The 17,902-nt window shown below is 55.3% G+C and carries 16 protein-coding genes; 9 read left to right on the top strand and 7 right to left on the bottom strand.

The window, feature by feature from the left end:
• The 6 genes from Absy_RS04775 to pnuC all read left to right on the top strand — a co-directional run.
• The coding region (locus Absy_RS04775) for a hypothetical protein (RefSeq protein ID WP_219810130.1) at nt 1-611 on the top strand (611 nt) is incomplete at its 5' end.
• 52 nt (nt 612-663) lie between these two features.
• Nucleotides 664-798, top strand: a complete 135-nt coding sequence (locus Absy_RS12855) for a hypothetical protein (protein WP_257006307.1) — start codon at nt 664-666, stop codon at nt 796-798.
• Nucleotides 795-1,232: a hypothetical protein gene (locus tag Absy_RS04770; protein WP_048853573.1), complete on the top strand. Its 438-nt coding sequence runs from the start codon at nt 795-797 to the stop codon at nt 1,230-1,232. Before Absy_RS12855 ends, Absy_RS04770 begins: the two co-directional genes overlap by 4 nt.
• 90 nt (nt 1,233-1,322) lie before the next feature.
• Nucleotides 1,323-3,647: a TonB-dependent receptor gene (locus Absy_RS04765; RefSeq protein ID WP_245614726.1), complete on the top strand. Its 2,325-nt coding sequence runs from the start codon at nt 1,323-1,325 to the stop codon at nt 3,645-3,647.
• Nucleotides 3,648-3,650: 3 nt separating this feature from the next.
• Complete coding sequence (locus Absy_RS04760; RefSeq protein ID WP_048853572.1) at nt 3,651-4,814, top strand: phosphotransferase enzyme family protein; 1,164 nt, start codon at nt 3,651-3,653, stop codon at nt 4,812-4,814.
• Nucleotides 4,811-5,365 (top strand): nicotinamide riboside transporter PnuC, encoded by a 555-nt coding sequence (pnuC, locus tag Absy_RS04755; RefSeq protein ID WP_048853571.1) that lies wholly within the window; start codon nt 4,811-4,813, stop codon nt 5,363-5,365. The genes Absy_RS04760 and pnuC overlap by 4 nt, the downstream gene beginning before the upstream one ends.
• A 55-nt stretch (nt 5,366-5,420) precedes the next feature.
• Here pnuC and purU read toward each other — a convergent pair whose 3' ends face one another.
• Nucleotides 5,421-6,266, bottom strand: coding sequence for a formyltetrahydrofolate deformylase (gene purU, locus Absy_RS04750; RefSeq protein ID WP_048853570.1), 846 nt, complete (start codon nt 6,264-6,266; stop codon nt 5,421-5,423).
• A 517-nt stretch (nt 6,267-6,783) separates the two neighbouring features.
• On the opposite strand from purU, the gene Absy_RS04745 reads away from it, so the two are divergent.
• Nucleotides 6,784-7,242: an RrF2 family transcriptional regulator gene (locus Absy_RS04745; protein WP_048853607.1), complete on the top strand. Its 459-nt coding sequence runs from the start codon at nt 6,784-6,786 to the stop codon at nt 7,240-7,242.
• A gap of 104 nt (nt 7,243-7,346) precedes the next feature.
• On the opposite strand, the gene Absy_RS04740 is transcribed toward Absy_RS04745, so the two are convergent.
• The 5 genes from Absy_RS04740 to Absy_RS04720 all read right to left on the bottom strand — a co-directional run bounded on the left by Absy_RS04740 (nt 7,347) and on the right by Absy_RS04720 (nt 12,886).
• Nucleotides 7,347-7,730 carry a VOC family protein gene (locus Absy_RS04740; RefSeq protein ID WP_048853568.1) on the bottom strand — a complete coding sequence of 128 codons (384 nt, stop codon included), beginning with the start codon at nt 7,728-7,730 and terminating at the stop codon, nt 7,347-7,349.
• 70 nt (nt 7,731-7,800) lie between these two features.
• Nucleotides 7,801-8,625 (bottom strand): ferritin-like domain-containing protein, encoded by an 825-nt coding sequence (locus Absy_RS04735; protein ID WP_048853567.1) that lies wholly within the window; start codon nt 8,623-8,625, stop codon nt 7,801-7,803.
• Nucleotides 8,626-8,943: 318 nt separating this feature from the next.
• Nucleotides 8,944-9,375 (bottom strand): acyl-CoA thioesterase, encoded by a 432-nt coding sequence (locus Absy_RS04730; protein ID WP_048853566.1) that lies wholly within the window; start codon nt 9,373-9,375, stop codon nt 8,944-8,946.
• Between the two features lie 104 nt (nt 9,376-9,479).
• Nucleotides 9,480-10,640 carry an energy transducer TonB gene (locus tag Absy_RS04725; RefSeq protein ID WP_048853565.1) on the bottom strand — a complete coding sequence of 387 codons (1,161 nt, stop codon included), beginning with the start codon at nt 10,638-10,640 and terminating at the stop codon, nt 9,480-9,482.
• A 167-nt stretch (nt 10,641-10,807) separates the two neighbouring features.
• Nucleotides 10,808-12,886 (bottom strand): M13 family metallopeptidase, encoded by a 2,079-nt coding sequence (locus tag Absy_RS04720; protein WP_048853564.1) that lies wholly within the window; start codon nt 12,884-12,886, stop codon nt 10,808-10,810.
• 464 nt (nt 12,887-13,350) lie between these two features.
• On the opposite strand from Absy_RS04720, the gene Absy_RS04715 reads away from it, so the two are divergent.
• Both Absy_RS04715 and Absy_RS04710 read left to right on the top strand, forming a co-directional pair.
• Nucleotides 13,351-15,642 carry a TonB-dependent receptor gene (locus Absy_RS04715; RefSeq protein ID WP_158319842.1) on the top strand — a complete coding sequence of 764 codons (2,292 nt, stop codon included), beginning with the start codon at nt 13,351-13,353 and terminating at the stop codon, nt 15,640-15,642.
• Between the two features lie 66 nt (nt 15,643-15,708).
• Nucleotides 15,709-16,530, top strand: coding sequence for an alpha/beta fold hydrolase (locus tag Absy_RS04710; protein WP_052945700.1), 822 nt, complete (start codon nt 15,709-15,711; stop codon nt 16,528-16,530).
• Nucleotides 16,531-16,591: 61 nt separating this feature from the next.
• On the opposite strand, the gene Absy_RS04705 is transcribed toward Absy_RS04710, so the two are convergent.
• Entirely contained in the window at nt 16,592-17,875 is a 1,284-nt protein-coding gene (locus Absy_RS04705; RefSeq protein WP_048853563.1) for an NAD(P)/FAD-dependent oxidoreductase, read from the bottom strand.
• Between the last annotated feature and the right edge of the window lie 27 nt (nt 17,876-17,902).

The following is a 17,902-nucleotide window of genomic DNA, read 5'->3' as shown; positions in this document are numbered from 1 at the left end:
GCGTAGCCACAAGGCGCGCCCGCTTTGCTCATGTAAATGGTCCCTGCTGCTTTGTATGGGCGTATGCCCTGAACCCAAAAATCATAAAAATAACATCCAGAAATAAAAACTTCATGGTGTATGATGCCATGGAGGGAACCTGCGGTGTTGTCTGGCGTAAGGCAGAAAAGAGCGGGTTTTTGCAGTGCAGGGGGGGAATAATGCGCTGGATGCGAGGCGTGCTGACAGCGATTATCGTTATGGCCGGTTTGACGGAACATGCGTCTGCGTACCAGCGCACTGTTCATTTTCGGACCAACAGGGAAGAAGCAACTGTAGCGGGCACGGTCGAGGGCGAGGAGGTCGTGCAGTACAAGGTGCCTGCCAGAGTTGGCCATTTTTTGTTGATTGGCTGTAACGCCAAAAGTTCCAAGGTCAGTTTTTGGGTCCGCGATCCCGGTGGGGCTGAGGTTTATAACAGCCGGGTTCATAATGCAGCGGCCTATGTTGGCAGGCCAGAGCAGGATGGCGTTTACGTGGTTGGAGTATTCTTACGCAAGGCAGATGCCGCGCGCGGACATGCTGCATTTTTTCATTTACGGGTTTTGCGCAAATCTCTGCCGGAAGGGTAGGAGAACGGGCAACGGAAATGCCGCTCTCTGGCATTTAAGAGGAGAGCGGCTTATGCGCACTTCGGGCTGGCACAACCGTGCTGCCCGTTGTGACTGGCGGACAAGGTGCTTGGAGTATGTTACAGCGCAGGCAACCATGCTGGTTGCTTATGCTTTGCGCGGCGTAACAGAAGAAGAGACACCATGAGAAAACCAGAGACAATCGCTAAGTCCTTTATTGCGCGGTTTAATGTGGCCGTTGCAGTAAAAATGACCATGCTGTTTGGCAGCATTTGGTGCGTATATGCGTTTTTTGTGTTCTCCTTGGTGCCGTTGATTGTGCCGCAGTGGCAGAACACCCTTTTGTATATCAGCAACTGCATCCAGCTTGTGGCTTTGCCAGCACTTATGGTGGGGAGTGCCGTCCTTAGTCAGGGGGCAGACAAGCGCGCCTCGGAAGATCATGCCGCATTGCTGGAGATTCTGTCTGATGTGCGTGAAGAACTGGCTGATCTTAAGGATAAAACTGCCGGTATTGCGCGGGATACAACAGAAGCGCTGCAACGCCCGGCGGTTACGGACGTATCCATTTCTGACCAGACTATTGTGCTGGGCGATAAAGCCGATGGGGATACGAACTAATTCTACGCCATGCGCGGGCATACCGTATGGGGAAGCGTGGTTATAAAGCGGAGGTGTGTGCTGGATAAGGGCTACAAAAAGCATCAGACCATGAGGGTGGTAAGGGTCTGCTATGGTGTGTCTGCTGTTTTTACCGGCGTGCTGGCCACTCCGTTGTGGGCAGCCGAGCCTGTGCGGGCAGGTAAAGCGCAGGTTATTACGGTTCATGCCAATCCAGCCCATTTATCTGCTGGTGGCGGGTTGATCCGCTCTTTGTCCGAGCCGCAGGCCCAGAGTGTTGTTAATGCTGATTATATTGCCCACCAAGCGCCGTCTGCTACAGCATTTGACCTTGTAGCCCAGCTCCCCGGTGCGACTGTGAGTGGCTCGGACCCTTTTGGGTTCTCCCCCCAGACCAATATTACAGTACGGGGCATGAATGGAGATGCGATAGGCTATGTGCTTGAGGGAATGCCCCTGAACGACATTGCTTATTATACCGGCTACCCCAGCCAATTTGCTGATAATGAAAATTACGAAACCATTAGCCTGCAACAAGGAGCACCCGATCTGGACAGTCCGGTTCTCAACGCTGCTGGAGGGCTGATGAAGCTGCGGTTTAAAACACCTTCGGATAAACCGGGTGGAATGTTTGATACGTCTTACGGGTCATACAATACTAACCGTCAGTTCCTGCGGGTGGAAAGTGGCGAGATTGGACATACCGGTCTGCGTGGTTTTGTTTCCTACTCCCATGCTGCAACGGATAACTGGCGTGGACCGGGGCGGGATGAACGCCAGCATGTGGACTTCAAACTGCTTAAAACCTGGGGGCAGAATAGCAGCGCAGCTCTGCTAGGGTCGTGGAATCAGGCAATAGATAGTTATTATCCGCAGGTAACCAAGGATGCGTGGCAAGCGGACGGCGTGCATGGAGCCAATAATCTCGCCCCACATTATAATGCGGGGAATGATGCTGGTGGCACGGATTACTGGCGTCTGGCCCGCCAACCGGAGCGTACATTGTATATGGCGGCTCCCCTTAACCTGGATCTGCTGCGTGGGGTGGCGTTACGGCTGACACCTTATGCACAGGGGGCTTACGGCAATGCACCGGGGGGAATGCAGTTACCAACTACGGGGTTGTTCAATGGTAAGGAGGCAGTGCAGCTTGCGCCAGAGTTGGTCGCAAATGCGGGGGATGCCCTGTCTGTTCGAACAGATTATACACAGCGGAGCTACCGTTCTGGTTTTGTTGCTGCACTGGATTGGAAGCGTGGTCCCAACGACCTGATTATGGGATATTGGTACGATTACGGAGATGATACGGAAAAACAGACATTTTCCACATTGGATGCATCCGGTAATGCCGGGTCCATATGGGGCGGACGTGCGCTGCGTACAGCCGATGGACAGGTGCTATGGGGGGCAGATAACCATACTATAGCCCAAACCAACGCCCTTTTTGTGGGGGATCGCCTTTCTTTATTACATGATCGTCTGTTGTTGAGTGCAGGTTTTAAGGAGGTTATGTTTTCCCGCTCCGGCACAAACGCCATGCCCGGCAGTGTTTACCATGTGAACACCAATACAGCGGTGCCGTTACCCCGTTTGGGTGCCAGATTTCAGATTACGCCGCACCATCAGGTGTTTTTTAATGCGACAACCAATTTTCGTACCCCGGCGGAAACAGCGTTGTATGATGTATATGACCCGACCAGTGGAGCCATTACACAAAAAGGCACCAGCAACCTGAAGAACGAATATTCCATTGCAGAGGAACTTGGTTACCGGTACTCGGATAATGTTGTTGTTGGGTCTGTGACTTTGTTTAACTACAATTTTACCAACAGGCAGGTTTCCACCCTTGTTATGCTCAATGGTGCGCCGGTACAGTCCACCATTAATGCAGGGGGGCAGACCACACGGGGTGTGGATGTGGAGGTGGGGTTAAAACCGTGGCACCATATCAGCCCATATCTGTCCGGTGAGTATTTACATTCCGCCATTGATAATGACCTGTATTCAGGTGGAGAAGTGCTGCCGACACGGGGTAAACGGTCTGTACGTAGCCCTACCTTGCAGGCCGCGGCAGGCTTAACGTACGATGATGGACGGTTTTTTGGTGTGATGACCATTAAATATACCGGTCACCAGTATGCTACTTTTATGAATGACGAGCGAATGCCATCCCATGTTACCGGTAATTTGGCTGTGGGATACCGTATGAAGAATGTTTCCGTTCTTCATGCACCAGAATTCAGGATGAATTTTATCAACATTACCAATCAGCACTATTTGTCTGGTGTTGCAGACCCAACCCTGAATGCGCACGATACGGTGGGGCAGCATGGGGGTGTGGTGTCCGGTCAGTCCCCCGATTATTATATTGGGGGTGGTTTTGCCGCTCTGTTTACCGCATCTACCGGATTTTAGGGGGTGAGTGCGGCAGAATTTGCGCAATTCGGCGTGCATGGTGTGCAGGATAAGCGTGACTGGCCCTGCCTGACTTTAGAAGAAACCCGTAGGGTTCTGGAGTTTTTTAAAACTCTTGCACTGCCTGAGCATGTGGCATGGCATAGTATGCGCCCTTTTTCCGCAGTGGGGCATGTTCAACTGGAAGGGCAGGGAGCATGTTTGCTTAAACGGCACCATATTTTGTTGCGTTCCGTGAAAGTTCTTGAGCAGGAGCATGATTTTATCAGGCATCTTGCCTGTAAAAATATTCCCGTCTGCCCTCCCGTTGCCATGCCTGATGGACATACAGCCCTGAATTTGGGGGAGTGGACGTACGAGGTTTTTTTGCCAGCACACGGCGCTGATATTTATCAGAATGTTATGTCCTGGCAGCCCTATTTTTCTCTCAGGCAGGCTTTTGCCGCAGGTGTTGCATTGGGCAGGCTGCATCTGGCGGCGGCTGATTATGCAGGGCCAGAGCGGGGTGGAGGCAATGTGGTGCCTCTGGTTTCCAGTATGCGGGTTATTGGACAACCCGATCTTGTGCCAGCCTTGCGGGAGTGGGTATCCCGGCAGCCCAGCCTGCAGGCCACTTTGGCGCACCGGGCATGGGAGCAGGATGTGCAGGCCGTGCTGGCGCCTTTCCATCAGATACTTAAACCCCTTCTGCCGCACTGTACTCCAGCATGGGGGCATGGAGACTGGCATGGTTCCAACCTGTTATGGAGCGGGGACGATGTGAGGAGTGTTCTGGATTTTGGTATGGCGGACCGCACATGCGCCCCGTTTGATCTGGCTGTTGCACTGGAGCGTGCGACTGTGGACTGGCTGGCCCTGTCAGCACCGGGGTGCGTGGCATGGCAACAGGTAGAGGCCATGCTGGCGGGGTATCAGTCCGTGCGGAAGCTGAGCGCACTGGAGCAACAGCAGGTTGTGGCTTTTTTGCCTCTTGTGCATGTTGAGTTCGCACTCTCCGAAGTCGGGTATTTTGCCACACTGGTAGATGATCAGACCTCGGCCGAGGTTGCCTATGCCGAGTATCTGCTTGGGCATGGGCGTTGGTTTGCGCAAGGGGAGGGCAAGGAACTGCTTATGCGCCTGCCTGCCATACTGGCCCAAACCAGCATGGGCGAAGGCGCTGTATGACAGTACTGGAATGGGTGGCCGCATTGGCCAGTGCTCTGGGTGTCTGGTTGACCGGGCGGCGGAGGGTATTGTGCTGGCCTGTTCTGGTCGTTGCATCCATTCTGTATGGTGTGGTGTTCATACAGGCGGCGTTGTATGCGGATGCAGCCTTGCAGGCTGTGTTTGTGGTCTTGTCCGCCTATGGATGGTGGCAGTGGTTGACGGGCACGCAAACATCGGACGGCGTTCCAGCCGTTGTTCGTCCTGTAGCAATCCGGTTATGGCAACATATGGGGCTTACGGCATTAGCCGGAGTGGGGCTTGCATTCATCCTGCGGGCATGGACGGATGACCCCATGCCTGCCGCAGATGCCTTGTTGAGTGCTTATAGTATTCTTGCCCAGTTCTGGGGAGCACGCCGCTACCGGCAGAGCTGGTTATTATGGATGGCGGTGGATGGCTGTTACACCCTGCTGTTTGTGGAACGCGGCTTGTGGGTAACAGCGGCGCTGTACGCAGCTTTTGTAGGGCTGGCAGCCCGGGGCTGGCACCAATGGAGACAAGGCGGCTAACCCCGCCCTTTTTGCCTGCGATCAGGGGGAAGCAAAAAGGGCAGGCGGCTACAGGTCAGGAAAAAATAATGGTGCGGTGTCCATTCAGCATGACCCGGTGTTCGGTATGGAGTTTGACAGCCCGGGCCAGAACCTGCGATTCCACGCCGCGTCCCGTAGCAATATAATCATCGGGCGAGAGGTTGTGGCTGACGCGGGCTGTTTCCTGCTCAATAATCGGGCCTTCATCCAGATCAGCCGTTACATAATGTGCCGTTGCTCCGATCAGTTTAACGCCACGGGCATAAGCCTGATGGTAAGGCCGTGCCCCTTTGAAGGACGGTAGGAAGGAGTGGTGGATGTTGATAATCCGCCCGCTAAACTGCGCACTCAGGCTATCGGAGAGCACCTGCATGTAACGGGCCAGAACAATCAGGTCTGCCTGTGTGCTTTGGACCAGAGCCCGGAGTTTGTCTTCCTGCTCGGTTTTGTTCTGTGGGTTAACCGGCCAGTAATAGTAGGGCACCCCCGCCTGTTGGGCTGTAGCCTCACTGTCTGGGTGGTTGGATACAATGGCTACAATCTTGGCCCGTAGCCAGCCAACACGGACCTGATACAGCAGGTTAAGCAGAGCATGGTCAAAGCGGGAGACCATAATAATCATACGTGGTAGCACGGCGGCATCGTGCAGGCGCATGTTCATGCCAAACTGTTCTGCCACAGGGGCAAGGCAGGTTTTTATATCGGCCATATTATGGGGAGCCGGAGTGGAAAATGCCAGCCGCATGAACAACTGCCCGGTGTTGCGGTCGCTGAACTGGTGGGTCTCGGTAATGTCAGCTCCCTGCCGGGCAAGAACTGTTGTAACGCCAGCAACAATGCCAGCCGTATCCGGGCAGGAAAAAGTAAGGATGAACTGCATGAGGCTCTGTTTGCTCCTCGGGCCTGAAGTGTTTGCAGCCTAGTGTGCCAGCCGTACCCGCATCTGTGCAATCGTGTGCATGGGTATGAGCAGCGCGCAGGTTGGGTTGGTACGGGCGGAGCAGGCTGTGGATGAATTGCAATACCCCGACTCGTTGTTGCTGTAAGAGGTCAAGGGGTTTTGGTGTCATAAAAGCTTAAAAAAGCTACAAGCCGCAGGAAACAGACATTTTTTGTACTATTTTGCAGCCAATGCTACGAAGCTTATCCACAAAGGAAGGGGACGGATTGCGGGAAAACCCTGTGGATAGTTTTGTGGAGGGCAGGCAGGGGCATGGGTTTCATCGTCTTTCTGCATTTGTTCCTTATTTTGGTCCATACAGCCTTTTAAACATGAGGCATGGGTTCGCATTTTATAAAAACCATGCAAGTTAAGCTGCTTTTTAGGCGGAATTTGTTTATCTCTGGGGTTGTCCGTCCCCACGTCCCATAAGCTTGCTGGAACAGATTTTTTTGTTATGCGTCTGACTTTGTACACCGATTATGCACTCCGTACCCTGCTTTATCTGGCCGTGCATACGGACCGGCGTGTTTCCATACGTGAAGTCGCGCAGACTTACGGTATTTCTGAAAACCATCTGGTCAAGATCATCCACCATCTAGGGCGTGGTGGGTTTGTGCATACGCAAAGAGGGCGCGGTGGTGGACTAACACTTGGTCGCCCCCCGGAGGAAATCTGTGTAGGTGACGTGGTGCGGCACACGGAAGAGGATATGGCGCTGGTTAGCTGCATGGCCCGCAATGGAGGGGATGGCGTAGCCTGCCTGCTCTCTGGTGGCTGCCACTTGCGTGGTGTGCTGGGCAATGCGCTGGAGGCATTTATGAGCGTGCTGGACAAAGCTACTCTGGCAGATCTGTTACAACCCTATGAGCGGCGCACATTGCTGGAGGGTAAAAACCCGGTGCCAGAACCCTGATTCTTGGTTTGATGGGAACAGGTTTATTGGGTTCAGTTGTTAAGAATTAACCCGGAAAACACGTATGTGCTTTCCGGGTCAGTGTTCAAATTACATCAGGCAGATTATTCGGGTACCTGGCAGGCAATACACAGCTTGTTGCCGTCCGGGTCACGCAGGTAAGCAAGGTAAAGCGGGCCAACGGGGCTCTGGCGGACGCCGGGAGGGTTTTCAATGGCCTGACCGCCATTTTCTACACCAGCCTTGTGCCATGCATCTGCCATGGCTGGGGTTTCGGCGGCAAAACCAATGGTGCCACCGTTGGCATGGGTGGCTGCTTTGCCATCCAGCGGAGGGGTAACAATATAGCGCACGCCATGTTTGGCGTAGGTAATGCGACCCTTGGCATTAATTTCTGCCGGAGGGATGTTCATGGCAGCAAAAATTGCATCGTAGAATTTTTTAGAGCGGGCAATATCGTTACTACCCACCATGATGTGCGTGAACATGGTCTATGTGTTCTCCAGCGGTTGGAACGCGCAGAGCATGACCCGGCAGATCATTTGCTACAAGCCCCGTTCAGCTTATGCCCGCAATGCGTGCAAACCGTTGCTGGCGGCGCAGGAACAGTTTTTCCGAAATGCGGAACGCAACATTCTGCAACCAGCTATGGGTTGGCAGGCCAATGATCTTGAACACCATGGTTGTTACCCGGCGCAGATGCTGGGAGCGGTAGTTCCGCATGGCCCGTGCCATATAGGCGGCAATGCACTGGGTGTGGTCGTAGGGTTTGTCCGCAGGTTCGTTGGTTGTGTAGTAGGCGGATGCCAGTTCGTCATCTTCTGTTTCTGTTACGCGGCCCAGCGCAATGCGCATACGTTGGACCAGACCAATGTTCTCGCGGTGCAGGTAGCGGTGCATATGGTCGTAGAACAGCTTGAAGTGCCGGAACTCATCTGCGGCAATCTGTTTGCACAGGGCTTTAAGCACGGGTTCGTCCGTGGCATCGGCCAGAGCGGAATAAAAGGAGGATGTTCCTGTTTCCACCATACAGCGTGCGATCAGCTCGCCCGTCAGGGAACCACGGACAGACTGCTCAACATCCAGCGGAATTTTATAAAACTCGCGGTAGCGCAGGAATGCCGCTTTGTAGTCCCACGTGGGGTCGGCCAGCATGGCCCAGCGGCCCAGTGCATCGCCATGCTGGATTTCCTCTTCTGCCCAGTGGTTGGCAGCGGTGCAAAAATCCGGGTCATTGCGGAATACGTTGTTGAGGTACAGCGCGTAATCCACACTGTTGCGCTCTACCACCGCAGCAGCCTTAATGGCGGGGATCAGTTCGGGGTCAACCTTGGAGGGATCAAACCTGTCCCATGGCAGTTGATCAATCTGCCAGTGCTTCATATGCCCGACCTCCTGTTTGCACCAAATCCACCGTAATTTCTGTCAAGTGCGTTCCATGTCAATATGGTGGCGCATCCTGCATCCAAAACTGACTGGCTTTTAAAACCATATGCAGCTTTGGCAAAATAATGCGCGACAAAAAAGTACATCTTTTCCCATCAGGCTGCATAAATTTTTGCAGGTCCGTTCCAACGCAATGTCAGGCGGTGTTGCGCTGTATATGGCACGGGCAGGGAAACGCTGGAACAGGCAATTTACAGCCTGCAGGGAACAGGGCGGGTTTGCCCCGTCACCGCAGGAAGGGAGGTGGTGGGGCGTTCAGGCGTTTTCGCAGTTTGCTGCGGGCAGAGTTTCTTCAAAAGGGGGGAGGGGGCGGGGGCGACGTTTGTCATCCAGAGCGACAAAAATGAACTCCCCTTCCGTCACCTTGGACGTAATGTGGGTATGCCGCGCCCTGCGCCATGTTTCCACATGAATGGTCAGGGACGTACGGCCAGCACGAATAATTCTGGTGTAAATGCTGACCTCGTCCCCCACGACCACGGGTTCGAGAAAAACAAGACTGTTAATGGCAACGGTTACGCAACGGCCATTGGCCCGGAATGCGGCTGTCGTTCCGGCGGCCAAGTCCATCTGCGAGACAATCCACCCACCGAACACATCTCCCGCAGGGTTTGTATCTGTTGGCATGGCCACAACACGGATGGTGGGTACACCGGGCGGCAGGTCGGAGCTGGATGAACGTGGCATCGCAAGTATGTCCTTCACTCTTTCGGGCCGGCTGGTGCGGCGTAGCTGGGTGGTAAGATAAGCAGAATGCCCCGAGGATGCCTCCTCAGTTTTGTGTGAGCCGTCTAGTTCCGGATCAGGATATAATTCACCGTTACATCAAAGTTGATATATTTATCTTTCATGTCTGGTGGCACAGGGGGGAGTTGGGCGCCCTGGAACATGCCAATGGTCGAGGCATCCAGCGCTTCCGTGGAAGACCCTGTTTCGAATACTTTAAACACATGGCCGGAGCGGTCCAGAATAACATGGACGGAGGTGCTGCCCTCCTCCCCCCGTGCAGCGGCATCCGGTGGGTAGTAAAGGTGGCGCTGGATCCATGCGTCAATCTCCGCGCCGTAGTCGCTGCTTACGCCATGCACGCTTGTGCGGGAGGCGTAATGGGCATTCAGCTGTCCGTTTTCCACCATGGGACCAATGGACAGGTCCAGTGGAGCGGATGACCCGCCGGGGCGGCCACGGTGCGTGCGGCGGGGGGCTGGGGCCTCGTTAAACGAATAATCCATGGGGTGCTGGAGCAGGGATTTAAGATTTTTGGGCAACTGTGGTGTTGCATGTGGGCGAGGCACAGCACGGTTGGACTGCTTGGCCGTGGCTTTGCGCTCTGTTGGCTGTGCTTTTTGCGGGGCAGGCTGTGGCTTGGGCAACCCATCATCTGATTGCGCAAGAGGGGGCACATCTGGCGCGGCCTCGCTGGGTTCGGGCGGGGCTGTCTGGGTTTGTGGCTGCTGCTCGGCCGGAGGAGGTGGTGCCGCTTGCGGGGCTGCATTCCCCCCCCCGGCATCCGGTGAATGGGGGCCAACCATACCGGTGGAAGGCGTAGGCTGGGAAAAAACCATTTCCACGGAAGAAGACTGGCTGGACTGGGGCGAGCCTGTCTGCCCGTGGTGTGTTGCCTGATAAAGAAGGGCTGCGAGCAGAATAAAATGGGCAAGGGCCGATGCAGTAAAGACCGGGCCAAGCGTTGGGTCTGCGTAAACGTCCTTGCGGATCAGAGGCGTGGAGGTACCACGCAGCGGACTGCCCGGTGGTTTGGGAACCGGCAAGAATGGGAATAGCCGCAACCGCTGGCCTGCGGCCCCTTCATCATAAGTGGGAAGGGGAGTGGCAGTCGGGCGTACGGGCTGCAGGCGGGGTTCCTGCCTGTTGGGCAGGGATGTGTGCTGGCCTGAGGAAGAACTGCGCTTATCGACCATGAACTGCCCGCGTTCTCCCTTGCCCCGCATGAATATGGTGTGCGTGGGTATAGACCACCTGCCTACCATTTTGCCATTGCTCAGGCCACGGTGCCAGAGAGAACTTTAACACGGCGGCACCCATGCGTGGATACAGGTTAAAAAAACAGAGACTGGAGCGACCCGGCAGGTAAGGCATACCGCCGGGCCAGACAGATTTACCAGATTTTAACACGTTGCTGGGGAGACAGATACAGCTTGTCTCCGGGCTGAACATTCCAGGCATTGTACCATGCATCAATATTGTGCATGGGCAGGTTTACGCGGGCTTCTGGTGGGGAGTGAGGGTCTGTTACCACAAGTCTGCGAATGGTCTCCTCCCGCAGTTTTTCGCGCCAGACCTGTGCCCAGCCCAAAAAGACCCGCTGGTCGCCACTCAGGCCATCCACAACGGGTGCGGGTTTGCCATCAAGCGAGGCATGGTAGGCGTCCAATGCCAGTGTTAGCCCACCCAGATCGGCAATGTTCTCGCCCATGGTCAGCTTGCCATTGACATGGACGCCGGGCAGCACCTCAAATGCGTCATATTGTGCGCCAAGGCGATCAGCCAGTTTCTGGAACCTTTCGGCGTCATCTTTTGTCCACCAGTCCCGCAGGCGGCCGTGTTCATCAAACTGGCGTCCCTCATCATCGAATGAATGGGTCATTTCGTGGCCAATTACGCCGCCAATGGCACCGTAATTAACCGCAGGATCGGCTTTGATGTTGAAAAACGGTGGCTGTAGAATCGCTGCGGGAAAGACAACCTGATCAAAAAGCGGGTTATTGTAGGCATTGACCGTCTGGGGGGTCATATCCCACTCATTCCGATCGACAGGTTTGTCCAGACGCTCCAGCCAGTAGCGCCATTCAAAGGCCACACCGTTGCGGGCATTGCCGTAAACATCACCCTTTTTAATGGTCAGGCCAGCGTAATCGCGCCATCTGTTGGGATAACCCACCTGAATTTCAAAGTTTTCCAGCTTGCGCAGAGCGGCCTCCTTGGTGGCGGCACTCATCCAGCTATTGTTTTGCAAACGGACCCTGAAGACGTTTTTAAGGTCCGTGGTCAGTTTTTGCATGACCACCCGGTTTTCGGGGGGGAAGTAGCGCTGTACATAAACCTTGCCCAGAGCCATGCCCATGGCAGCACTGGTGGCCTGCACGCCCCGCTTCCATCTGGCGGTCAGGGTTGGCTGGCCCGTAAGCGCTTTGGTAAAAACAAAGCGGGCCTGTTCAAAACTGTCTGGAAGGTAGGCCGTGGCGTTTTCCACCAGATGGAAGGCAAGCCATGCCCGCAACGTGTCCATGTCCGTTGCCCCCAGCAGGTGGGCTTCCCCCGTAATGGCGGATGGTTCGCCCACAATCAGGTGGCGTTTATCCAGATTGTCTGCCGGAAGGCCCGCTGCATTGATCCATGCCGTCCAGTCAAAGCCGGGGGCCTTGGCGTTCAGGTCTGCCAGCGTCATGGGGTTGTAGGTTTTTTGTGGGTCGCGCAGGTCCGCACGGGGCCAGTGCACTTCGGCCAGTTTGCTTTCAAAAACAACAATGGCGGCTGCCGCTTTGGCGGGTTCCGGCCAGCCTGCAAGTGCCAGAGCTTTTTCCACATATGTCTGGTAAGCGGTCTTTTTGGCGGCAAAGGCGGGTTTTAGGTAATAATCCCGGTCAGGTAGCCCAAGCCCTGCCTGGTCTAGCGTAAGCGCGTAGCGTGTGGGGTCCTTGGCATCGGGGTTGATCCCAAGGGAGAATGGGCCAAACTGGAAGGAGCCTACGGCAGTGCCGCTCAGGGCTGCAAAGCCAGCCATGTCCTTTATGGCGCGAATGGCGTCCAGATCCTGCTGGAGTGGCTGCGTGCCCCGGCGTTCCACCTCGGCTGCATCCATGTAGGACGCATAAAAGGTGCCCAGTTTTTCTTCCGTGGTGCGGGCTACGCTAACAGGGTGGGCGGACAGATCATCCAGAATACTCTGCACCCGCTTGCGGGAGAGTTCGGCCAAGGCGTTAAACGGGCCATAGCTGGTCATATCCGCAGGGATTGTCAGATGGTCGATATACGTGCCGTTCGCATAGCGGAAAAAATTATTCCCCGGAGATACAGCCAGATCGCGCCCGGCAAGATCAATACCCCATGCACCAAAGCTGTTTTCTGCCACTGGTGGGGTTGTTTGCGGTGCAGCGTGGGACTGCCCAGCCAGACTACCCGCCCCCACAACAGCGGAAAGCATAAGGGCATGGCGAAAAAGAGCGCGTAAGGACATATCTGGCACAGGGGAACTCCGGTTTATTTATTATATGTGTTGGCGACATTACGGATTGCTGGCCGTGTTTTTATACAAAACACAAAGTGAACCTTTACCTTAGCCAGCTTGTTCAGACCTGCCTACCCTCTTGTGAGGGGAGGTTTTCTTAAAAAAATCCTTATGGAGGCAGGCATGGAATGCAGGGGGGCTGGGGATAAAGCATTCGGGTATGCCGCAGGATTATTCCGCCGGAATGCGCATGAGTGTTCTGCAAAGAGTTAAAAGTAAGAAGGATTTGGGCCATCAGCCTTGCATAGAGGGGGCTGTTTCCGTCATGAGAGAGCCTGCCCTGTTAAGGGAGCATGGCTTGCAGTTAAGGGGCGGGTACCAAGGTGGAGGGACAGACTATTTCCGGGCAGCAAGGATACAGCCTTCCATATGTCGCGCGCTCTGGCAGGCGGGGGCCAAGGCGCTGGCAGCTTATGGTCTGTTGTGTGGGGCTGGCCCCTTTTGGTCTATGGGTATCCCCTTGGGCTCAGGCCCGGACAGACCCGCAGGCGGCAGTGAACACTGCTGCTTCCGCCACAGAACCGGCTACTGCTGTGGGAAAGACCGGTAAGCCAACGACGGCACGCAGTGTTACCCATGTGAATGTGGAAGCGCGTCGGTATGATTTTCCCTTCCCGTCCGCGCAGCATGAACCCGATGCCACAACACGGCTGAGCGCGGAACTGCTGCGGAACAGGGATGTAACTACGCTACGCGGGCTGGAGCGTGTTGCCCCCAACCTGACCATGCAGAGTATTAACGGGACGGCATCAACCAATTTTTACCTGCGTGGCGTAGGGTTTAACGACTTTACGCAAAACAATATGCCCCCCGTGCTGACGTATATGGATGATGTGGCCTACGCCTATCCATCCATGAGCAACGGGTTGATGTTTGATCTGGCAGATGTGGCTGTGGAGCCGGGGCCGGTTGGCACAAAACATGGGCAGTCCACGACGGGTGGCGAGGTGCGTCTGCGCACCAATGATCCAACCAGCACATGGCATTACGGTGCCATGGAGGATATTGCTTCCTACGCCCGTAGCCGGAGCGAGGCTTACATATCCGGCCCATTGGCCAAAGGCTGGAGCTTCAGGCTTGCAGGGCAGACACGGCAGGGGGGAGGCTGGCAGTACAATCCGACCAATGGCGCACATCTGGGCGATGCGGACCTTTGGGCCCTTCGTGGCAAGTTGCGCTGGCAGCCCAATGACCGCACCACTGTTCAGCTTGGCGGGCATTTTGTGCAGGATAACAGTCAGGTTGTAACGGCTGTACCTGTTTACCGGCTGGTGGGTTCACAGGCTTTGCCCGGTTTTGGGCTAGGGCGGCAGGCGGAGTGGTCCTCCCGGCCGGAGTTTTCCAGCCTTGTCGGGCGTGGTTCCAACCTTAAACCAAGCGAGCACAACCAGTACTGGGGCGCTGATTTACGGATTATCCACGATTTTGGTCCTGCGACCTTTACGGCCATCAGTGCGTTTGAGACCGAACGGCAGGGCGAATACACGGATCAGGATGGAACAGCCCGTGCACAGGCGGATACTTACCGCACCATAGATTCGAACGTGTTTACGCAAGAAGCCCGGTTAAACGGGGTGGCCCTGCATGGTCGCCTGAACTGGGTTGTGGGGGCGTATTACCAGCGCAGTCGTATGGACCAGCGGTTTTTCTTTGATTACACGGACTACGCCGCACGCGGTTACATGATGGCAACCAGTTTTGGCATGAAGCAGGAGAGTGTTTCCGAGTTCGGGCATGTCAGTTACCGTCTGCCTCATAACGTCACCATATGGGCAGGACTTCTGCATGAGCTGGATGACCGGGGCATAACGGGCCTTACGTCACAGATATTTGGCGGTGCGACCAGAGTTTTTGCACCCGAAAATACAGCAGCCAACCAGTTTGCCGGGCAGGTTGGGGTATCGTGGCAGTTTTTGCCACAGGCTTTACTGTATTATAAAATGAGCAAGGGGTTTAAGCCCGGAGGGTTCAGCGCCAACAATACGCAGGTGCAGGCCCAGCTTGACCCGTTTAAGCCTGAAACGGTTCTGACTTACGAACTGGGCTTAAAGTCCGACCCCATTCCGGGGCGTTTACGGTTGAATGGTGCTGCGTTTTACAACGATTTTCATAACCAGCAGGTCGTAGGGACCGTCCTGATCCCTAATTTTGGACCGTTGAGCGAAATTACAAATGCTCCCAAGTCTGAAAGCTGGGGGTTTGAAGCAACTTTGGAAGCCCATCCGTTTGGTCATTTGTACCTGACGCAGAACATTGGTTGGCAACGTGGGAATTTTCAGAACTTTCCCAATGTGGATCGGGCCGCAACCAATGCTTATTACAAAGCCCATAACGTATGGAGAGCGATAGAGCGGAATTTTAATGGGGTGGACAATGGTTCTCCAAAACTGACCCTGAATGGTGATGCGACATGGCGGCAGCCATTGCCAACCGGCTTCAGGCTCGATTTGGGGCCGGACTGGCAATACAGGGGGAGCCAGGCCATTGCTGTTGGTGGAACGGGTTTTTACCGCCTGCCGCCTTATTTTCTGCTTGGCGCGCACGTCACCCTGCATTCTCCCTCTCAACTGTGGGATGTTACAGTCTATGCAAGGAATATTCTAAACCGGCATTATGCTGAGAGTGGGGGTATGGCCACAACCACCTATTTTTATATTCCCGGAGAACCCCGTTTTATTGGTGGGCGTATTGCCTGCCATTTTTAATGGATGAGTTCATAAGCTAAAGCCGTTCATCTGGCCCCGTAGGCGTAAACGGGGCATGATGGCGGGATGGCACAGCAAAATGGTCAGACCGAAAACTTTACACTCCGTTTGGGGGAGCAGGTTGTTCATGTACGCCAAAGCGGAGCAGGGGATGGCCCGCCTGTGGTGCTGGTGCATGGTTTTGGCGGCAGCCTGACCAACTGGCAGCTAACCCAGCAGGTGCTGGCTGCAAACCACCGGGTTATTGCATTTGACCTGCCGGGGCATGGTCAATCCTCACCTTTGTCGCAAAGGCCTACCCTTGCACATTTGGCCAGTATGACCCGGCAGGTTATGGCGGGGCTGGGGGTGCGCAAAGCGCATCTGGTCGGGCATTCTCTGGGGGGAGGTATTGCCCTGTCTTTGGTTGGCATGGCACCGCAGCAGGTTGCCAGTCTGTCCCTGCTGGCTCCGGCGGGGCTGGGGGAAGACGTGAACGAGGCGTTCATTACGTCTTTTGTGGAGGCCGATACCGTGGCGGATATGGCTGCTGCCATGGCTATGGCAGTGTATGACCCACGGTTGATGAGCCGCAAGGTCGCTGAATTTCTGGTGGAGGCCCGTGCAGCCCCCGGCGCGCGTGAGGCTCTGCGTGCTATTGCAGCGACCTGTTTTCCCAACGGGCGGCAGGCAAGCAACTTACGCCCCGTTTTGCATGACCTTCCATGCCCGGCCCAGATTATCTGGGGGGAGGAAGATCGGGTCTTGTCTGTTCAGCAGGTGCGGGGTGTGGGCACGCAGGTATCTTGCCAGTGTTTGCCCAGAACAGGCCACCTGCCTCACATTGAACAGGCTGGTGTGGTGAACACAGCCCTCAAGAATTTTATACGTTCCTGCGAACAGGGCTGACGGATAGGGGGGGCACCCGAATGTTTGCCTTCCCTGCCATGTTGCAGGGAAGGCAAAAGCATTAGTCCATGCGTACTGGTGGGCGCACAAATCCGTCCAGCCAGTCGGTAAAGCAGGCAATGGCACCGCGGAAGGGACCATACAGTTCAAACTGGTGCTGCCGGTATAGGGCCATGTGGCCAAGGCGTGCGCTCAACCCATGCAAAAAGCCACCACCAAAGGTTTTGCCATCAGCAAAGGCTCCCCACCCGTTGTAATCGCCAAGGGCAACAATGGCCCCGCGGTTGCGGAAAACAAAGTCAGGGACAGGTTTTTTGTTGAATATATACCCCGGTAGGTAACGTGCCAGATGGTGTGCCTGCTGGCGGGCGACCTGTGCGGTCGGTGCAACCGGCGCATCCTTGACAAAGGAGCAGTCCCCTACAGCAAAAATATGTTCGTCCACCGTACTTTGCAGGTTGCCCAGTACGGTTAACTGCCCACCTCGCTGGTATTCCAGACCATCCATGGCGCGTGTAACATCCGGAGCTTTAACGCCTGCGGCCCATACCCGGAATTGCGCATTAACCCTGCTGCCATCCTTGAGGATAAAACCCGTCTCGTCCGCACCGCTGACCATGGTGCTGGTACGGACCCGGATCTTCAGGGCTTCAAGCTGTTTCTGGGCTGCGTCCGATACGTTCTGCGGGAAGGCAGGCAGAATACGTGGTCCGGCTTCCAGTAGGGTAACACGCATTTCCGGGGTAACGGGCGTAAAGTTGTAAAGCGAGCCAATGTCGAGCGCTTTGTGCAGTTCTGCGGCAAGCTGCACGCCGGTTGCCCCCCCGCCAACAATGGCAATATCCACTGGTGTGCCGCGCCCGTAAGCCTGAATAATGGCATGGCGGAAGCGTTCGTTAAAATTATTGGCTTCGACCACGTTGTCCAGGAACATGCAATGTTCCACAACGCCGGGTGTGCCAAAGTCGTTGGCGCGGCTGCCAATGGCAAATACCACGGCATCATAATCCAGATGCCGTTCTTCAAGCAGTAACTGGTTGTTCTCTTCCATCAGAGGGGCCAGCGTTATGCGCCGGTTGGCCCGGTCCAGTTGTGCGATTTCCCCATAACAGAAGCGGAAGCCGTGGGCTGCGGCGTGGGAGACAAATGTAATCCGGTCGTTTTCGTTCCGGGCGGTTCCAGCGGCAAAGCAGTGGAGCATGGGTTTCCACACATGGCTGAACCCTTTGTCCACGAGCGTGATGTCCAGTTTTCCAGAGCGGCCAAGTGTATTGCCCAAGCGGGTTGCAAGGGCCAGACCGGCAACACCTCCACCAACAATCACGAGCCGGAACCTGTTCGTCATATCATTCCTGTCCTTTGTCTTCCGCCC

Origin of the sequence: Acetobacter syzygii (assembly GCF_000964225.1) — a bacterium.
Taxonomy (GTDB): Bacteria; Pseudomonadota; Alphaproteobacteria; order Acetobacterales; family Acetobacteraceae; genus Acetobacter; species Acetobacter syzygii.
Note: the sequence above shows the minus strand (reverse complement) of the source record. Positions and strands in the feature narration are given on the sequence as shown.